Genomic DNA, 16,313 nt, shown 5'->3' with positions numbered 1-16,313 from the left:
CGCACGACGGTGGGTCGTGCTCCTGCGGCGGTTCGCGAGTTCCTGCGAGCGCGCAGCAGCGGCAAGGTGGGGGACAGCGTCTTCCGCGGCCTCATGCTGGCCTGCGGTCTCAGCATCCTTGCCATCGTTGCGCTGATCGTCGTTATGCTGGTGCAGCAGTCGAAGCTTTCTCTGCACGAGTTCGGCTTCAAGTTCTTCCTGCGCTCGGCGTGGGACCCGGTCGCAGGCGATTTCGGCGCGTTGCCATTCATCTACGGCACGCTGGTCACCTCGATCCTCGCGCTGCTCATCGCGGTGCCTCTGGCGCTCTGCGTGGCGATCTTCATCATGGAAATCTGCCCCGGCCCGCTGCGTGGACCGGTGGCGTTTACGACCGAGTTGCTGGCTGCCATCCCTTCGGTGGTCTACGGCCTGTGGGCGGTCTTTGTGCTCGTTCCGCTGATGCGCGACAAGCTTGGGCCGCTGCTGGTCAAGCTCTTTGGCTGGACGGGTCTGTTCAGCGGCTCGAACTTCGGCGAAGGTCTGCTGACCGCCAGCATCGTGCTTTCGATCATGATCCTGCCTGTGATCTCGTCGATTACCCGCGAAGTCATGTCGGCGGTTCCTGTGAGCCAGAAGGAAGGCGTGCTGGCGCTCGGTGCCACTCGTTGGGAGATGATTCGCATCGCGGTGCTGCGCAATGCGCGCGTCGGCATCGTTGGCGGCATCATCCTGGGCTTCGGCCGCGCGCTGGGCGAGACGATGGCCGTGACGATGGTGATCGGCAACCACGCTGACATCTCTCGCAGTCTGTTCGCGCCGGGCTATACGCTGGCCAGCGTGATTGCGAATGAATTTACGGAGGCCACGGGCGATCTCTATCTGTCGGCGTTGATTGAGATTGGTCTGGCGCTCTTCCTGGTGACGATTGTGGTGAATACGATTGCGCGGCTGCTGGTGTGGGCCGTGACGCGCGGCCATGCCGTGCAGGGGCAATAACGATGGCCAACCAGCTACGCGCCTCCAAAGCCAACGTCAACCGCCGCGCGTTCGAGAACGCGATGGTCACCGGCATCTCCGTGCTGGGCACGATCGTCGTGCTGGTACCACTCATCGCGATCCTTGTGTACCTGATCTACAAGGGCGCGAGCTCACTCAACGTCGCCTTCTTCACACACATTCCGAAGCCCGTCGGCGAGACCGGTGGCGGTATGGCGAACTCCATCATGGGTTCGTGCATCATCCTTCTCCTCGCAAGCCTGCTGGGTATTCCTGTGGGTATCGCCGGTGGCGTGTACCTTGCGGAGTTCAGCGCAGGGAAGACGCTGGGGACGGTGATCCGCTTCGTCGCAGACGTGCTGAACGGTGTACCGTCCATCGTGATGGGCATCGCCGGCTACTCGCTGATCGTCGTGCACCAGAAACACTTCTCGGCGTTCGCGGCGGGCATCACGCTGGCGATCATGATGGTCCCAACGGTGACGCGCACCACCGAAGAGATGCTGCGCACGGTGCCGTATGCGCTGCGCGAGGCCGCGTACGGTCTGGGCGTACCGCGCTGGCGCATGGTCATGTCGATCTCGCTGCGTACTGCGGCTCCGGGCATCATCACCGGCTGCATGTTGGCGTTTGCGCGCGTCGCCGGCGAGACCGCACCGCTGCTGTTCACGGCGTTCGGCTCGCAGTTCTGGCCCTCAGGACTCAACCAGCCGATGGCCGCGCTGCCGCTGCAGATTTTCTCGTACGCGATGAGCCCGTATGACGATTGGCATCGCCTGGCGTGGGCCGGTTCGCTCGTACTGATTACGTTGATCATGGTTTCTGTTGGCCTCGTGCGTTACGTCACCTCGCGCGGCCAACTCAAGGGAGGGCACTAACTGTGGGTGTTGGGATTCAAGTCGAGAACCTGAATGCATGGTACGGCTCGACGCATACGCTGCATGAAATCAACCTCGAGCTGCCCGCGAACTCGGCGACGGCTTTGATCGGGCCTTCGGGCTGCGGCAAGTCGACCTTCGTGCGCTGCCTGAACCGCATGCATGAGACGAACCCGATCGCCCGCGTGGAGGGCAACGTCCGCATAGGCGAAGTCGATGTGTACAAGGAAGCGTCGCCGGTGGAGATTCGCCGCCGCGTAGGCATGGTGTTCCAGCGTCCGAATCCGTTCCCGACGATGTCGATCTATGACAACGTGGCGAGTGGCTTGAAGCTGAACGGTTTCCGCAACCGCAAGGTGCTGGACGAAGTTGTCGAGCGCTCGCTGCGTCAGGCTGCGCTTTGGAACGAGGTCAAGGACGACCTGAAGCGCAAGTCCGGTGCGTCGTTGTCGGGCGGACAGCAGCAGCGTCTGTGCATCGCCCGCGCTCTCGCGGTTGATCCGGAAGTGTTGCTGATGGACGAGCCGGCCAGCGCTCTCGATCCGGCTTCGACCTCGAAGATTGAAGATCTGATCTTCACGTTGAAGGACGAGTACACGATCGTGATCGTGACGCACAACATGCAGCAGGCTGCGCGTGTGGCGGAAAATACCGGCTTCTTCCTCAACGGCCATCTCGTTGAGTTTGCGCCAACGAATACAATTTTCACCAAGCCGAGCGACAAGCGCACGGAAGATTACATTACGGGGAGGTTCGGCTGATGCGCGTAAAGTTTCACCAAAATCTCGATGGCTTGAAGGAACGGCTGCTCGTGATGGCCGGGCTTGCAGAGCAAGCCATTCAGCGCGCCACGGAAGCCTATCGCACTCGCGACTTTTCGCTCGCGGACCTGGTGTTCCAGTCCGAGCCGGCGATCAATCGCATGGAGCGTGAGATAGACGAACTCGCTTATGAACTGCTCGCCACCGAGCAGCCGATGGCGATCGACCTGCGCTTCATCCTCGCGGTCATTCGCATCAATGCAGACGTGGAGCGTGTGGGCGATCAGGCGGTGAATATCGCTGCTCGTGCCGTGGAGATGGGCGCCCATGCGAACCCTGATCTGCCGGTAGACATTCCTAAGCTGGCTTCGCTGGCGCAGGCGATGGTGCGCAAATCGCTGCAGTCGTTCATCGAAGCCGATGCAGAAATGGCTCGCTCGGTGCTGACGATGGATGACGAGGTCGACGCGATGAACAAGGCAGCATACGGCGCGCTGACGGAGATCATCACGCGTCAGCCGGAGCTCACGCCGCAGGCGCTGAACGTGCTGATCATCGCTCGCAACCTGGAGCGCGTCGGCGATCATGCGACCAACATCGCAGAAGATGTCATCTTCTGGGTGCAGGGTTCGGACGTACGTCACAGCTCGATGGACTAACGCTTCAACCGCTTCAACCGCTTCAACTGCAATGGCTACGCTACCGGCGTAGCCATTGCTGCATCGCAGGAAGACGAGCGCTACGCATCGACGCGCCGACGTGATAGGCATGGTCGACGAAAGCGAGGATGCGCGCGACGACAGATCGACCGGCAGGGATGCAGGCATGGCAATCACTCATGCCAGGCGATGCGATCAAGATGTAAAAAGTGAGATGGTCGGGGCGATTGGATTCGAACCAACGACCCCCTGCTCCCGAAGCAGGTGCGCTACCAGACTGCGCTACGCCCCGAACCTTTGCGGATATCGTCTAGCGGGAATCGCGGCGTGGGCAGGCTCTTGAGAGAACACAGCTTTGCCGCTTGACGACTTATTCAGTCTAACAGAGATTGCCGCTGTACGGAGCCGCAGCCGCGCGTAGCTGAGGATATTTCGGCAGGCAATCGCAGATACCCAACGATCAAAGCCCATCCAGATCGGATGGGCTTTGTCTGTGCGGAGAAGCGATGGCTACTGAAGCGGCGGAATTACTGGCGAGCCGCTGTTGTTCGTCGTGGGTGCCGCTGCAGGTGCCACTGCGCGACTTGCTGTGGAACGACGAACCGCCGTGCGGCGATGTACACGCGTTGCGCCCGGTCGCGAGACCCCTGAGCGAACTGCGCCGTGATGCACGCCATACGCTTCACCGTGGCGATGGATCTGACCTTCGTCGAAGAGCTGCGTATTGCCGTCGTTGTACGTGGATCCGGTGGGCACGAGCACGTTGTCGAGCGTGCGGCCAGAGGTCTGGCCGACGCGGACTTCGATGCGCGAAGGATCGATGCCCTTCTCCTGCACGAGGTACTGGCGAGCGTTCAGAGCGCGCTCAGCCGCTTCCTGCGGGTTCTCGTTGGGGCGAGCATTGCCCACCATCTCGAGATGCGCATCGGTCTGCGAGCCGAGCGTGAGCGCGATGTCATCAAGGCACGCCTTGGCTTCGTTGTCTACGCGAGCCGGGCGGCGGCGATCGCGTTCGAAGCTGATAGAGCAAAGCTGACGCGTCTGCGGGATGACCGGAACGATCGGCATCGCGATCTGAACGGCAGCGGTCGAAGAGGCACGCTGGCCCTGATCGTCCACGACGTTGCAGGTGACAGTGATGAGGCCGTCGCCGATGCCTGCAGTGGTAAGGCGAGCGGTGCTGCCGTTGCCGGTGATCTGTCCTGCGCTGGCCGCATACGAGTAGGACAACGGACGATTGCCGGGGCTCCCTGCCGTTGCCGTGATGTCAATGGTCGTGCCCGAGGGCGCGCTGGTTGGCAGGGCCGAGCAGGAGATCGTGGGCGGTCCTGAGGCATCGGGGGCGGCGGCGACCGCAGTCGGCTCAACGAGCTTCTTGACCGTGAACGGCGCCTCGCAGGTCGCGATCTCATAGGCGTGCGGGCCTTGCGTAAGGCGCGCGCCGACGACGTACTCACCCGGCAGCAGGCCGGTGGTGTCCACCGAAGCCGTAGGGCCGTTGGGGGTGAGGTGGCCGCCGTTGGTGTTCCAGGTGAAGACGGCCTTGCGCTTGGGGTTCAGGCCCATGGTTTCTGCGGTCGCGGTGATCGGCTCACCCGCGAGCACCGAGCCAGGTTCAACCTTGCAGCCAATGGAAATCGGTTGCGGGTTATGAATCTCGCCGAAGCGAAGCACGATGCCGCCCGAAAGCTTGAGCGCGGAGATCTCTCCGAAGCCACCGACGTTTCCTGCGGGCAATACGAGCGGGCCGTAGACGACCTGCGAGTATTGCCAGTCCGCCTGGATCGGGCGCACGGCGAGACGCTGATTCCAGAACGGGAAGACGTAATCCAGCCCCGCACCGCCTGTGACGCCCCAGCCCCAGAAGAGATGCTGATCGACGGGGCCATTCGTGCGCTCGCCGCCGCCTAGAGCGTGAATGAACGGTACCCAGTGCCCGATGGGATAACGCAGAACAGGACCAGCTTCCGCGGTGTAGATGAGCTGATCGCACATGGTCTTCGTGCAGTTCGGATCGTACGGCTTGTGCTCGTTCTGCCCGGAGAAGTAAGAGCCTTCCATCTGCACGCCCACGTAGCGGTTGAAGTAATAGCTGACGCTCGCGGTGGCGTTGGGGTTCCACATGTCCTGATACTGCTTGCCGTCGATGCCGGAGTTCAGAGGGTGCCAGAAGGCGTAGCCGCCGTAAATATCGACGCGCGAATCCTTGTTGTCCGTCGCGGACTTAGCAGCCTGCGCATGGATAGACGCGGCGACCATACCGCAGACGAGCAGCGTGGCAACACCGGCAAAACGGCGGGCAAGCAGGCGGAACGTGGGCAGCAAGGAACCTCCCGAAATCCAACGGAAAACGGCATAAAAGTGGAAACAACTGAAGGAAGTTTACTGGAATGGTTCATCTGCAAAGGCTTTATCCACACGGGGTTGAAGATTTGCTTGTGGAATACGCGTCCCTAATTCCGACGCGTCGCGCAGCTGCGCTGTCAGACAGGATTTGCCGCCTGAGCCGAGGCCGCTTACACTGAAGTCATGCGAGTTTTGCGCGCGATTGCGATGTGTTGTCACCAGGCCCCCGCGGCCTGTTGTTGCCACTGATCGATCGACCCTACCCGGCCCACGCGGCTGAGGCTCGCAACACCCTTTCACATCCAGATCTATGCGACGTATCCCTGATTCGGCCTCGGCCGGTCGTCGATCGCCGCACATCACTCTTCGGAGGCACCACCTTTGTCTACACCCGTCGATACGCTGCCGGATTCGGTTCGCGAGGTTTATCACGAGCGGCTGAACCACCTGCAGGCGCTGGAGGCCGAGAGCCTCTACATCTTCCGCGAGGCCGTGGCTGAGTTCGCCAAGCCGGTCATGCTGTACTCGATCGGCAAGGACTCGAGCGTCATGTTGCGCCTTGCGCAGAAAGCGTTCTTCCCTGGCAAGATTCCCTTCCCGCTGCTGCATGTCGACACCAGCTACAAGTTCACGGAGATGATCGAGTTCCGCGACAAGTACACCAAGGAAATTGGCGCGGAGCTGATCGTGCATCGCAACGAAGAGGCGATTGCCGACGGCGCGAGCCCGTGGAAGCTCGGCACGCAGAACTGCTGCGGTGCTTTGAAGACGCGTTCACTGCTCGATGGTCTTGCTGAAGGCGGCTTTGACGCTGCGTTCGGCGGTGCTCGTCGTGATGAAGAGAAATCGCGCGCGAAAGAGCGTGTGTACTCGTTCCGCGATGGGGCGGGCCAGTGGGACCCGAAGAACCAGCGTCCTGAGCTGTGGTCGCTGTATAACTCGCGTCTGCGCAAGGGTGAGTCTATTCGCGTGTTCCCGCTTTCGAACTGGACGGAGCTCGACATCTGGCTCTATCTCTACTCGGAACAGATTCCGATCGTGCCGATGTACTTTGCGCAGGAGCGTGATGTCGTGGTGCGTGGCGGTACGTTGACGATCGTCGATCACACGACGCGTTTGTTACCGCATGAGACCGTGGAGAAGCGCATGGTGCGCATGCGCTCGCTGGGCTGCTCGCCCTGCACGGGCGCGATCGCCAGTGAGGCAGACACGCTGCCGAAGATTATCGAAGAGCTGATCACCTTCCGTCGTTCCGAGCGCGAAAACCGCGCGATTGACCACGACGAAGAAGGCTCCATGGAAACGAAGAAGCGGGAGGGCTACTTCTAAATGTCGACGACTACGTTGAACCTCACCGACGCTCAACATGAGCAACGCTTCCGCACTTTTCTCGACGCGCATCTCGACCAGGAGATGCTGCGCTTCACTACTGCTGGCTCGGTGGACGATGGCAAGTCGACGCTGATCGGTCGCCTGCTGCACGACACCAAGAGCGTCTACGAAGATCAGCTTGCGACGATCCGCGCGAGCCGCGTAAACCGCGCTGGCGAAGGCCGCGTGGATCTTTCGCTGTTGACCGATGGCCTGAAGGCCGAGCGCGAGCAGGGCATCACAATCGACGTGGCGTATCGCTACTTCTCGACCTCGAAGCGCAAGTTCATCATCGCGGACACCCCCGGCCACGAGCAGTACACGCGCAACATGGCGACCGGTGCTTCGACCGCTGATGTGGCGATTGTGCTCATCGACGCGAATGCGTTTGCTAAGGCCGGTGGCCTGCTGCCGCAGTCGCGCCGCCACACCTACATCGCTTCGCTGTTGCGCATTCCGCACGTCGTGGCAGCCGTGAATAAGATGGACCTCGTCGGCTACTCGGAAGAGGTCTACGCGCAGGTGAAGGAGCAGTTCACTGCGCTGGCGACGAAGCTCGGCATCAAGAGCATGGACATCGTTCCGGTGAGCGCGCTCGCGGGCGACAACGTTGTTGACCCGAGCACCAACATGCCTTGGTACACAGGAAAAACATTGCTCGAGTATCTCGAGACGGTGCCCCTCAAGGTGACTGACGAAGCCACAGAACCGCTGCGTTTTCCGGTGCAGCTCGTCGTGCGCCCTGACATGAACTTCCGCGGCTTTGCTGGTCGCGTGGAGCGTGGAGAAGTGCGCGCAGGGCAGAAGGTGAAGGCTTTGCCGAGCGGACGCACGACGCGCGTGAAGAGCATCGTGACGTACGACGGTGAGCTGAAGTCCGCCGCGTCGCCGCGCTCGATCACCATCGAGCTCGAGGACGAGATTGATCTCTCGCGCGGCGAAATGCTGATCGCAGAGAACGAAGTTGCGCCGTCGGCGAGCACGGCGTTTCGCACGATGATTGTGTGGATGCACGAGACGCCGCTGCGCGTAGGCAAGACGTATCTCGCCAAGCACACGACACGCACGGTGCGCGCTACCGTGAAGGCGATTCGCTATCGCGTGAACGTCAATACGACGGAGCATGTCGACGCGGCCGAGCTGCAGATGAACGACATCGCCGAGGTTGAGTTCGAGACCAGCTTGCCGCTGTTCTTCGACGCCTATGCAGAGTCGCGCGGCATGGGCTCTCTGATCCTCATCGACCCTGTAAGCAACGCTACTGTGGGCGCGGCGATGATCATCGAAGCCACGGAAGCGAGCAGCGACGATGCTGCGACGGGTTTTGCGTTCGTCGCGCTGCGCGGTGATGCCGCGGCCGCAAGGCGTATTGCTGAAGTCCTTGCATCGCAGCACCAGCAGGCTGTGATCATTGACGATGTGTTGATCGACGAGGCTTCTATCGTCTCCGTGGCGCGTGCGCTGCAGTTGGCTGGCGTGGTGGCGATCACTTCGCGCTCGCTGGACGAAGCCACGACTGCAAAGCTTCGCGACCTTGTGGGTGATGCATTCATCGAATCAGCAGAGGCCGCCGAAGAGCGGTTCGTTCGCTAGGCGAACGAGAAGGGGCACACCATGTCGAGTGTGGCAGAGAGCAATGTGCTGGAGGACAACGCAGCGGTAGAGGCGTTGTCGGCAGAGGAGCTTGTCGCAGAGGTGCTGCGCGCCAGCGGTGGCGAGCACGTGTGCCTCACCTCGAGCTTTCAGGCGGAAGACATGGTGGTCCTGCATCTGCTGCGCAAGCACCTGGCAGATGTGCCGGTGATCTTTCTCGAGACCGGCTATCACTTCCCGGCACTGATCGAGTATCGCGATCGGCTCGTGAACGAGTGGCGGCTGAACCTCGTCAATGCGATGCCGAAGCAGACGCTGGCGGAGCATGAGAGCCAGTTCGGCCTGCTGCATATCGTGCAACCAACGGAGTGCTGCAACCTGCGTAAAGTCGAGCCGTTGATGCGTTCTCTTGAGCCGTACTCATGGTGGTTTACGGGGTTGCGTCGTGAGCAGTCGCCCACGCGCGCGGGCCTGAAGAAGGTGGAAGACCACAAGCTGCCGACGGGGAAGATGCTCAAGAAGGTCAGCATCCTCGCGGATTGGGATTGGGCGCGAGTGGAAGCTTATGCGAATGAGCATGGCATCCCGAAGCTTTCGCTCTATGACCTCGGCTACACCTCCATCGGCTGCGAGCCTTGTACGAAGATCCCTGAGGCTGGCGCTGATCCCCGCTCTGGACGGTGGGGCGGCAAGAAGCTCGAGTGTGGCATTCACACCTTCAGCGAGAAAGCCTCTTAGCGAGAAATGAAAAAGCGCCCTTCCTGCATGAGGAAGGGCGCTTTTTTAGTCCTTCAGACCATAGTCAATTTTGGGTGCGTTGGGGAAGACCGTGGAGTGTGTCGTCGCTTCCCACTTCACCGCTTCTGCCGCCCGCGCTTTTTCAACGTGCTTGACGCGTGCCTCTGCATCCACGCCAAGGATCAGGCGAGCGGGAACGTCGTCGCTTGCAGCAAGCTTTACGATGACGTCGGCGATGCGCCTGGGATCGCCTTCGCTATTGCCGCGCACGGCTTCCAGCAATTTCAGGATGGCGCCAACGCTGTCGACGTACTCAGGCAGTAGTTCAGGCGAACCTTCGCCTGCGCGATGCGCCCAGTTCGTCCGAATGCCGCCCGGTTCTAGTGTGCAGACTTTGACTCCAAAAGGCGCGACCTCGAAGCCCAGGGAATCGCTAAGGCCACCCACGGCCCATTTCGCTGCGTGATAGGGCGTGTTGCCGGGCATGGCAATGCGACCTCCAATCGAGGAAACCTGGAAAATATGGCCGCTGCGTTGCTTGCGCATCACGGGAACGGCGGCGCGTGTGGTGTAGACAACGCCCCAGAAGCAGGTGTCGAAGACGCCGTTGAACTGCTCGTCGGTCATCTGTTCGAACGGCGCGAAGAAGCCGTAGCCGGCATTGTTCACAAGAACGTCGAGAGTGCCGAAGGTATCCACGGCCGCGAGTACGGCAGCCTTGGCGGCGTCCTGGTCGCGGACTTCAAGGGTGAAGGGCAGGATGCGAGTGCCATACTGCTGCACGAGGGAGTCGAGTTCGTGAATGCGGCGAGCGGTGGCAACAACGTTGTCTCCGCTTGCGAGGGCGGCTTCGGCAATATCGTGGCCAAGGCCGTTGCCAGCGCCGGTAATGAGCCAGGTTTTAGGCATGAGTGTTCTCTCCTGCATTCATAGACGCATGAATGAGTGAGTGGTTGCTCATTTATTTTGTCTGTTCGTTTACAGCACGCCAGAACGCGGCAAAGCCTGCGTCGATCAACTTCTTACGATTCTGCGGATGCAGCGCAATGGTCTCGAGGACGGCTTCCTGCATGGAGCGCATCAACGAGGAAACAAAGGACTTCGGCATCGACCGAAACGCTGGAGCTTTGCGGAGTTCTGCGAGGACGCGCTCGATCTCCGGCTTGGCTCCCGACGAAAGCTCGCGTGTTTCTGGTTCGATGGCCGCGCACAGATGGAGCAGAGAAGAGGCCTTGCCTTTGGCTGGATGGCGAGAGTTCCAATCGATATAGCTGTTCCACACATACCGGGCGCGCTCTTCGAGCGATCCGCCGACCGGGAAATTCCTGCCAAGGGCTGTGTAGGTTTCGCGTTTCAGCTCGGCGTAAAGTTCGTTGAAGAGAACGTCTTTATTCGAGAAGTAGATGAAGAGTGTTCCTTCGGCGACGCCAGCTCGTTTGGCGATACGAGCCGTGGAGGCGCTCAGGCCTATCTCGGCAATTTCATGTGTGGCGGCCTCGAGGATCGCGGCGCGCTTTTCTGGACTCTTCGCTCGTGCCATGCTTAATCGAGGGTATAGCTTTTGTGATGCTTCTGCTGAGCGGTAGCATCCAAGAAAGACACGATGCGCGAAATGATCCGAATCGTCGAGCTTTGGAAGCAGGGCGGCGCTGTCGCGCTGGTGACGCTCGTGCGCGTTGAAGGATCGAGCTATCGCAAGCCTGGCGCACGGCTGCTGCTGGCTGCGAATGGCGAATATGCGGGTGCCATTTCCGGAGGATGCCTCGAAGCAGAGGTGTTGCGGAAAGCTCAGTGGAAGATTCGTCAGGGCGCTTGTGTTGATCGCTACTCCACATTGTTTGACGACACCGCGGAGATTCCTTTTGGCCTTGGCTGCGGCGGGACGGTCGACCTTCTTCTGGAACCGACCGACACACCGGCCTGCGTCGCGCTCATGGAAGCGTTTGAAGCTTGTCTGCATGGTCAGACGAGGCGCGTTCTCACGACGTTGCCGATAGAGAATCGTCCGCTGCAACGCTGGATCTTTAGCGAAGCAGGAGAACGACTCTTCGGCGAAGCGGGTGCGGTCCCTGCGGAAGGAACGTACGAGGAGATGCTGTTGCCCCCACAGCGTTTGATTCTTTGTGGCGCGGGTGATGACGCACAGGCAATGGCGAGCACCGCTGCCTCGATGGGGTGGCGTATCAGCGTGGTGGATGGCCGCACACAATGGGCGACGAGGGCGCGGTTCCCTGAAGCGGAATCTGTGGGATGCTCGCTTGACGACTTGCTGCTGAACCCGTCTGATGCGGTCGCGATCATGACACATAGCTATGAGCAGGACCGCGATTTTCTGGAACGCATTCTTCCCGCAGCCCCGCGCTACCTGGGCTTGCTCGGAGCGAGGCATCGAAGCGCGCTGCTGATGGCCGAAGCTGCAGCATCCCTGCAGTGGCCGCTGGAGCGTGTATGCGAGGCCGTGAACTCGCCGATGGGGCTTGATCTCGGCGGAGACGGCGCGGACTCTGTGGCGTTGGCAACGATCGCGGAAATTCAGGCGAGCCTTCACGGCAAGCTGCCGCTCACTCGCCGACTCAGTGTTGCGATGGTGGAAGAGCAAATCGAAAAGGGCGGGGCGTCTCGCTATCTGCAGACGCAGTGCGTTCTATGAACGTCGCAGCGGTGATTTTGGCCGCAGGCTTCTCGCGCCGTTTGGGTCAGCCAAAGCAGTTGGTGACGGTAGGCGGAGCAAACTTGCTGCAGCTTACGGTGAAGGTTGCGCTGGGCGCAGGACTGTCGCCTGTCGTAGTCGTGGTGCAGGACGCGACGGTTGCTGAGGGCGTTCTTGCCGACAACGTGCGCGTCGTAGTGAACCCGAATGCAAGCGAGGGCATGGCCGCGTCGATCCGTTGCGGCGTGCAGTTCCTGGGCGCTGCGCAGGGACTGGTTGTGGACGGAGCGGTGATACTCGCCTGCGATCAGGTGGGACTCGCCGTGGAGCACGTCAGGGCACTCGTGGAAGATCGCACCCGCATCAAAGCCAGTCGTTATGAAGGGCGAACTGCCGTGCCTGCGTATTTTCCGCATACTCGCTTCACGGATCTGCTGGCGCTGCATGGCGATCAGGGGGCGCGAGCGCTGATTCGCAACGCTGAGGCGGTGCAGGACGAAGGACTCGCGCTTGATATCGATACGCCCGAAGACCTGCAACGGGCGCGCGCGTTATACGGCGAGTGATCGAATGAATTCTTCGAGCAGGTTCTCTGCCACTGTGGAGCGGTAGCGCGCGGTGGAGCGGATGTCGTCGATCGGCTTTGCTTCCAGCGCGAGCGCTGCTCGTCCGATGCGAACCGTCTCCTCGAGTTGGTCCGGCGCGAGTGAAGCTCCTGCAAGCGCAGACTCCGCTGCAGTGCAGCGAATGGGACGATCGGCCAACGAGGCTGCGCCGAGGCGAATCTCCTGAAGGATGTTGTTCTCAACGCTTGCGAGACCGGCGAGTGCGATCTTGGAAATCGCCAGCGCGTTGCGCGTGCCTACCTTGCGAATGTAGGGTCGATGGCTATCTTGCTGCGCGGGGATCGTCACGCTGTGTACGAGTTCGTCGGGACGCAACGCAGTCTTCTTGTAGCCGAGATGGAAGTCGGCATAGGGAAGTGTGCGCGTGCCGCTCTGGCTGATGAGCGTGATGGTTGCGCCATAGACCAGCAGCACCGGCGGATTGTCCGCGGCAGGGGAAGCGTTCACGATGTTGCCACCGAGCGTGGCACGATTCTGGTTGGCGATGGCGCCGGTCCACGAGGCGGATTGCGCGAGCAAGGGAAGTTTCGCTGCGATCAACGCACTCCGGCGGATGTCGGTGAAGGTCGTGTTCGCGCCGAGGACGATGCTGTCAGCCTCTTCGCGGATGAAGCGCAACTCTGTGAGGTGTTGCAGCGAGAGCAGCGAATGATGCGGTAGGCGGCCGACGCCGAGCGCGACCATCAACTCTGTGCCTCCAGCGATGGGCATATGCTGCCCGGGCTCTGTGGCGAGCTTCGCGAGGATCGCATCAAGCGTTGGCGGTGCGGCGAGTTCGTACTGCGTCACGTCAGAGCGCATCGGTTACTCCTTGCCCGCGAGCGCGCACTGCGCTGCCTGTTGCACGCTTTCGAAGATGCGCATGTATCCGGTGCAGCGGCAGAGATTACCGCCGAGGCCTTCCTGAATCTGCTCCATCGTCGGATTCGGATGCTTATCGAGCAGATGTTGCGTTGCGAGGATCATGCCCGGCGTGCAGATGCCGCACTGCGCTCCGCCGCGTTCGAGGAAGCATTGCTGGATCGGATGAAGGTGTCCATCCGTGGCCACGCCTTCGATGGTGCGGAGCTGCGCTCCTTGCACCTGCAATGCAGGCACCAGGCAGGAGTTCACGAGCTCGCCGTTCATCATGACAGCGCAGGCACCGCACTCGCCTTCGCCGCAGCCTTCTTTCGTGCCAGTCAGGTGCAGGTCTTCGCGCAGCACATCAAGCAGACGCTTCATCGGCGGCACTTCTAGGCTCTGCGTCTGGCCGTTGATGGTGAGTTGAATCAAAGATGGCTTCGTATGGCTCATGCGATGGTTTCCACGCGCGTATCGCGGTCCGTTGTAGGGTCGAGATCTTCGGTTCCGCCGTGTGGATGTCCCAGCGACATGTAGCGTTCGTAAATGTCTTCAGGCAACAGGGGAATGGTGTTGAAGCTCACGCCTGTAGCGTTCTCGATGGCGTTGAGGATTGCAGGCGCGGGGCCATCCATCGGAAGTTCGCCGATGCCCTTGGCCCCGTTAGGGCCGTGGATGGACGGCACCTCTTCGAAGTGCACGTAGATCGGCGGCAGATCAGCCGATGTCGGCATGATGTAGTTCGTCATCTGATTGTTCATCATGCGGCCGTTTTTCCAGACGCACTTCTCATACAGCGCGTAGCCGATGCCTTGCGCGACGCCGCCTTCCACCTGTCCCTTAGCGAGCACAGGATGCATGACGCGGCCCACTTCCTGCAGCGCATCGAACTGCGTGCAGGTCGCGGTGTAGGTGCGGGTGTCCAGCGCGACCTCCGCCACATAGACGGCCCAGGCGTAGCCGGGATATGCGTCGCCGCGATAGAGGGCGTCGTCCCAATAGATCTTCGTCGGTGGTTCGTAGCGTGCGCTTTCGCGCAGCGGGCCATGCTCGGCGAGATACGCAAGCGCAGCTTGCTGGAACTGCTCTGGCGTGTGGTTCTCAGGCAGCTTCGCGAAGCTGCGCAGCGTATGCAACATCTGCTCACTCACACGCTGCACGAGTTTACCGACAATCATTGCGGTGCGGCTTGCGACGGTAGGGCCGCTGTTCGGTACGACGCTCGTGTCGGGGCGAGCGATGTTGATCTGGTCATACGGAAGCTGCAGTGCGGAGGCCGCAGCCTGGCAGAGAATCGTGTTCGTGCCTTGGCCGAATTCCGTGGAGGAGACGAGGATCTGTGGCGTTCCATCCGGCAGCAGGTCGAGATGCACGAGCGAGTTAAGGCGGCGCTCGCCAGAGCCGGTGAAGCCTGTGCCGTGCATGAAGGTCGCGAAGCCCACACCGCGTTTGATCGGTGAAGTCTTGTTCTCCTCTGCATAGCGAGCGATCTTCTCGTGATAACCCGCTTCATCGAGCGCGCGCGTCAGCAGCTTTTGCATGTCGACTTCTTCGACGAGCGGCTGGCCGGTCGCTGTGCAATCGCCGGTGCCGAGGAAGTTGCGACGGCGAAGCTCTTCAGGGCTGATGCCAATGGTCTTTGCGATCTTGTCCATGTGGCGCTCGAGCCCGAAGAGGGACTGCGGCGCACCAAAGCCGCGAAAGGCTCCATGCGGCGGAATGTTCGTAGCCATCGCCTTCGATTTCACGCGAATGAACGGCCATTTGTAGGGGCCAGGCGCGTGGATGGTCGCACGCGACAGAACGACAGGAGAGAGTGTGGAGTAGGCGCCACCGTCGATGGCGACGTCGATCTCTGCACCGAGCAGCTTGCCTTCCTTCGTGACCGCAACGCGAAGACGCGTGCGCGAGGGATGCCGCTTCGTGGTAGCGGCCATATCCTCCGCGCGATCATACGTAATCTTCACAGGATGGCCGCTCTTCATGGCGAGCAACGCGGCATGAGAGCCGATGACGGAGGGGAAGTCTTCTTTGCCGCCGAAAGCTCCGCCGGTTTCCACCTGGATCACGCGGCACTTTTCTTCGGGAAGATGAAAGACCTCCGTCAGTGCGTGGACCAGGTAGTAGGGGCATTGCATCGAGCCCTGCACACAGACGCTTTCGACGTTCCCATCCGCGTCGCGGAAGCACTCGGCGATCACGCCATTGTTCTCGATGTAGAGCTGCTCCTGCGCGCCGGTGTGATATTCCCCGGTGACGATGAAGTCGGCGTTGTCGAAGGCTTCCGCGAGTCCTGCTTCCACCTCAGCGCCTTCGCCGGAGTACATCGTGTACGTCTTGAAACAGTTTGCCGATGCGTTCCACTTGGAACCATCCCAGATGATGCGATCCACGTCACCGTCGGCTACAGCCTGCTCGCTCTCTTCAATGGTGAAGACGCCTGGGAACTCTTCGTAGTCGATTTGGATCGCTTTGAGCGCGTGCAGAAGCGCGTGCTTCTCGGGGTGCGCGAGAAGCAGGATCGGCTCCTCCGGATGATTTACATACTCATCGGCAAGACAGGGATGATCCTTAGTGAGGTGGATGACGGTGTTTTCGCCGGGAATGTCACGCGCGCTAACGATGCAGTACTCATCCCAGTTCACCCCAATGCCAAAGGTGATCTTGCGAATCCGTCCGCGCGCGATGGTCGAGCGCACCGTTGCGCCGAACCACATGCCGGGCAACGAAAGATCATCAATGTAACGGGCCTCGCCCAGGACTTTGGAGCGGCCCTCTTTGCGAATCGGGGAAGCACCAATGCCGCCAGTCGTCTCTGCCATATCCAGCCTTCGGAACCTAGGAGGTATCGAAAGAGAATAGCGCAATCG

15 protein-coding genes, 1 tRNA gene and 1 pseudogene are annotated in these 16,313 nt (G+C 60.9%); 10 read left to right on the top strand and 7 right to left on the bottom strand.

Going from position 1 to position 16,313, the window contains the following annotated elements; translation table 11 throughout:
* Positions 1 to 9 precede the first annotated feature (9 nt).
* From pstC to phoU, 4 genes are read left to right on the top strand one after another with little or no spacing between them, the layout of a single operon-like run.
* The gene (gene pstC, locus OHL11_RS11405; protein ID WP_263371628.1) at positions 10 to 978 is read left to right on the top strand and encodes a phosphate ABC transporter permease subunit PstC; all 969 of its coding nucleotides are present in this window, start codon (positions 10 to 12) and stop codon (positions 976 to 978) included.
* A 2-nt stretch (positions 979 to 980) separates the two neighbouring features.
* Complete coding sequence (gene pstA, locus OHL11_RS11400) at positions 981 to 1,856, top strand: phosphate ABC transporter permease PstA (protein WP_263371627.1); 876 nt, start codon at positions 981 to 983, stop codon at positions 1,854 to 1,856.
* 2 nt (positions 1,857 to 1,858) lie between these two features.
* Complete coding sequence (gene pstB, locus OHL11_RS11395; RefSeq protein WP_263371626.1) at positions 1,859 to 2,617, top strand: phosphate ABC transporter ATP-binding protein PstB; 759 nt, start codon at positions 1,859 to 1,861, stop codon at positions 2,615 to 2,617.
* Positions 2,617 to 3,276, top strand: coding sequence for a phosphate signaling complex protein PhoU (phoU, locus tag OHL11_RS11390; protein WP_263371625.1), 660 nt, complete (start codon positions 2,617 to 2,619; stop codon positions 3,274 to 3,276). Before pstB ends, phoU begins: the two co-directional genes overlap by 1 nt.
* 215 nt (positions 3,277 to 3,491) lie before the next feature.
* Here the strand turns inward: phoU and OHL11_RS11385 are convergent.
* Together OHL11_RS11385 and OHL11_RS11380 are read right to left on the bottom strand one after the other, a co-directional pair.
* Positions 3,492 to 3,568 (bottom strand) — tRNA-Pro (locus tag OHL11_RS11385).
* 218 nt (positions 3,569 to 3,786) lie between these two features.
* Positions 3,787 to 5,601: an outer membrane beta-barrel protein gene (locus OHL11_RS11380; protein WP_263371624.1), complete on the bottom strand. Its 1,815-nt coding sequence runs from the start codon at positions 5,599 to 5,601 to the stop codon at positions 3,787 to 3,789.
* Between the two features lie 402 nt (positions 5,602 to 6,003).
* Between OHL11_RS11380 and cysD the strand changes: the two genes are divergently transcribed.
* Genes cysD through OHL11_RS11365 form a run of 3 tightly spaced genes read left to right on the top strand, consistent with a single transcriptional unit; the run spans position 6,004 to position 9,324 of the window.
* On the top strand, positions 6,004 to 6,951 hold the full coding sequence (gene cysD, locus OHL11_RS11375) for a sulfate adenylyltransferase subunit CysD (RefSeq protein WP_263371623.1): 948 nt from the start codon (positions 6,004 to 6,006) through the stop codon (positions 6,949 to 6,951).
* Positions 6,952 to 8,586: a sulfate adenylyltransferase subunit CysN gene (gene cysN, locus OHL11_RS11370; RefSeq protein WP_263371622.1), complete on the top strand. Its 1,635-nt coding sequence runs from the start codon at positions 6,952 to 6,954 to the stop codon at positions 8,584 to 8,586.
* Between the two features lie 21 nt (positions 8,587 to 8,607).
* Positions 8,608 to 9,324, top strand: coding sequence for a phosphoadenylyl-sulfate reductase (locus OHL11_RS11365; protein ID WP_263371621.1), 717 nt, complete (start codon positions 8,608 to 8,610; stop codon positions 9,322 to 9,324).
* Positions 9,325 to 9,369: 45 nt separating this feature from the next.
* Here OHL11_RS11365 and OHL11_RS11360 read toward each other — a convergent pair whose 3' ends face one another.
* Both OHL11_RS11360 and OHL11_RS11355 read right to left on the bottom strand, forming a co-directional pair.
* Positions 9,370 to 10,233 carry an SDR family NAD(P)-dependent oxidoreductase gene (locus tag OHL11_RS11360; protein ID WP_263371620.1) on the bottom strand — a complete coding sequence of 288 codons (864 nt, stop codon included), beginning with the start codon at positions 10,231 to 10,233 and terminating at the stop codon, positions 9,370 to 9,372.
* Positions 10,234 to 10,285: 52 nt separating this feature from the next.
* Positions 10,286 to 10,864 (bottom strand): TetR/AcrR family transcriptional regulator, encoded by a 579-nt coding sequence (locus OHL11_RS11355; RefSeq protein WP_263371619.1) that lies wholly within the window; start codon positions 10,862 to 10,864, stop codon positions 10,286 to 10,288.
* Positions 10,865 to 10,927: 63 nt separating this feature from the next.
* Between OHL11_RS11355 and OHL11_RS11350 the strand changes: the two are divergent.
* The 3 genes and pseudogenes from OHL11_RS11350 to OHL11_RS11340 form a co-directional block, all read left to right on the top strand.
* Positions 10,928 to 11,080 (top strand): annotated as a pseudogene (locus tag OHL11_RS11350) (XdhC family protein); the annotation flags it as partial.
* 336 nt (positions 11,081 to 11,416) lie between these two features.
* Positions 11,417 to 11,974, top strand: a complete 558-nt coding sequence (locus OHL11_RS11345; RefSeq protein ID WP_263372069.1) for an XdhC family protein — start codon at positions 11,417 to 11,419, stop codon at positions 11,972 to 11,974.
* Positions 11,971 to 12,540: a nucleotidyltransferase family protein gene (locus OHL11_RS11340; RefSeq protein ID WP_263371618.1), complete on the top strand. Its 570-nt coding sequence runs from the start codon at positions 11,971 to 11,973 to the stop codon at positions 12,538 to 12,540. The genes OHL11_RS11345 and OHL11_RS11340 overlap by 4 nt, the downstream gene beginning before the upstream one ends.
* Here OHL11_RS11340 and OHL11_RS11335 read toward each other — a convergent pair.
* The 3 genes from OHL11_RS11335 to OHL11_RS11325 are packed head-to-tail and all read right to left on the bottom strand — an operon-like array spanning position 12,526 to position 16,265.
* Entirely contained in the window at positions 12,526 to 13,401 is an 876-nt protein-coding gene (locus tag OHL11_RS11335; protein WP_263371617.1) for an FAD binding domain-containing protein, read from the bottom strand. The genes OHL11_RS11340 and OHL11_RS11335 overlap by 15 nt on opposite strands.
* A 3-nt stretch (positions 13,402 to 13,404) precedes the next feature.
* Positions 13,405 to 13,896 (bottom strand): (2Fe-2S)-binding protein, encoded by a 492-nt coding sequence (locus OHL11_RS11330; RefSeq protein ID WP_263371616.1) that lies wholly within the window; start codon positions 13,894 to 13,896, stop codon positions 13,405 to 13,407.
* Positions 13,893 to 16,265, bottom strand: coding sequence for a xanthine dehydrogenase family protein molybdopterin-binding subunit (locus OHL11_RS11325; RefSeq protein ID WP_263371615.1), 2,373 nt, complete (start codon positions 16,263 to 16,265; stop codon positions 13,893 to 13,895). The genes OHL11_RS11330 and OHL11_RS11325 overlap by 4 nt, the downstream gene beginning before the upstream one ends.
* Positions 16,266 to 16,313: the final 48 nt, after the last annotated feature.

This window comes from Granulicella cerasi, from assembly GCF_025685575.1.
Taxonomy (GTDB): domain Bacteria; phylum Acidobacteriota; class Terriglobia; order Terriglobales; family Acidobacteriaceae; genus Granulicella; species Granulicella cerasi.
This window is presented reverse-complemented; position numbering and strand designations above follow the sequence as displayed.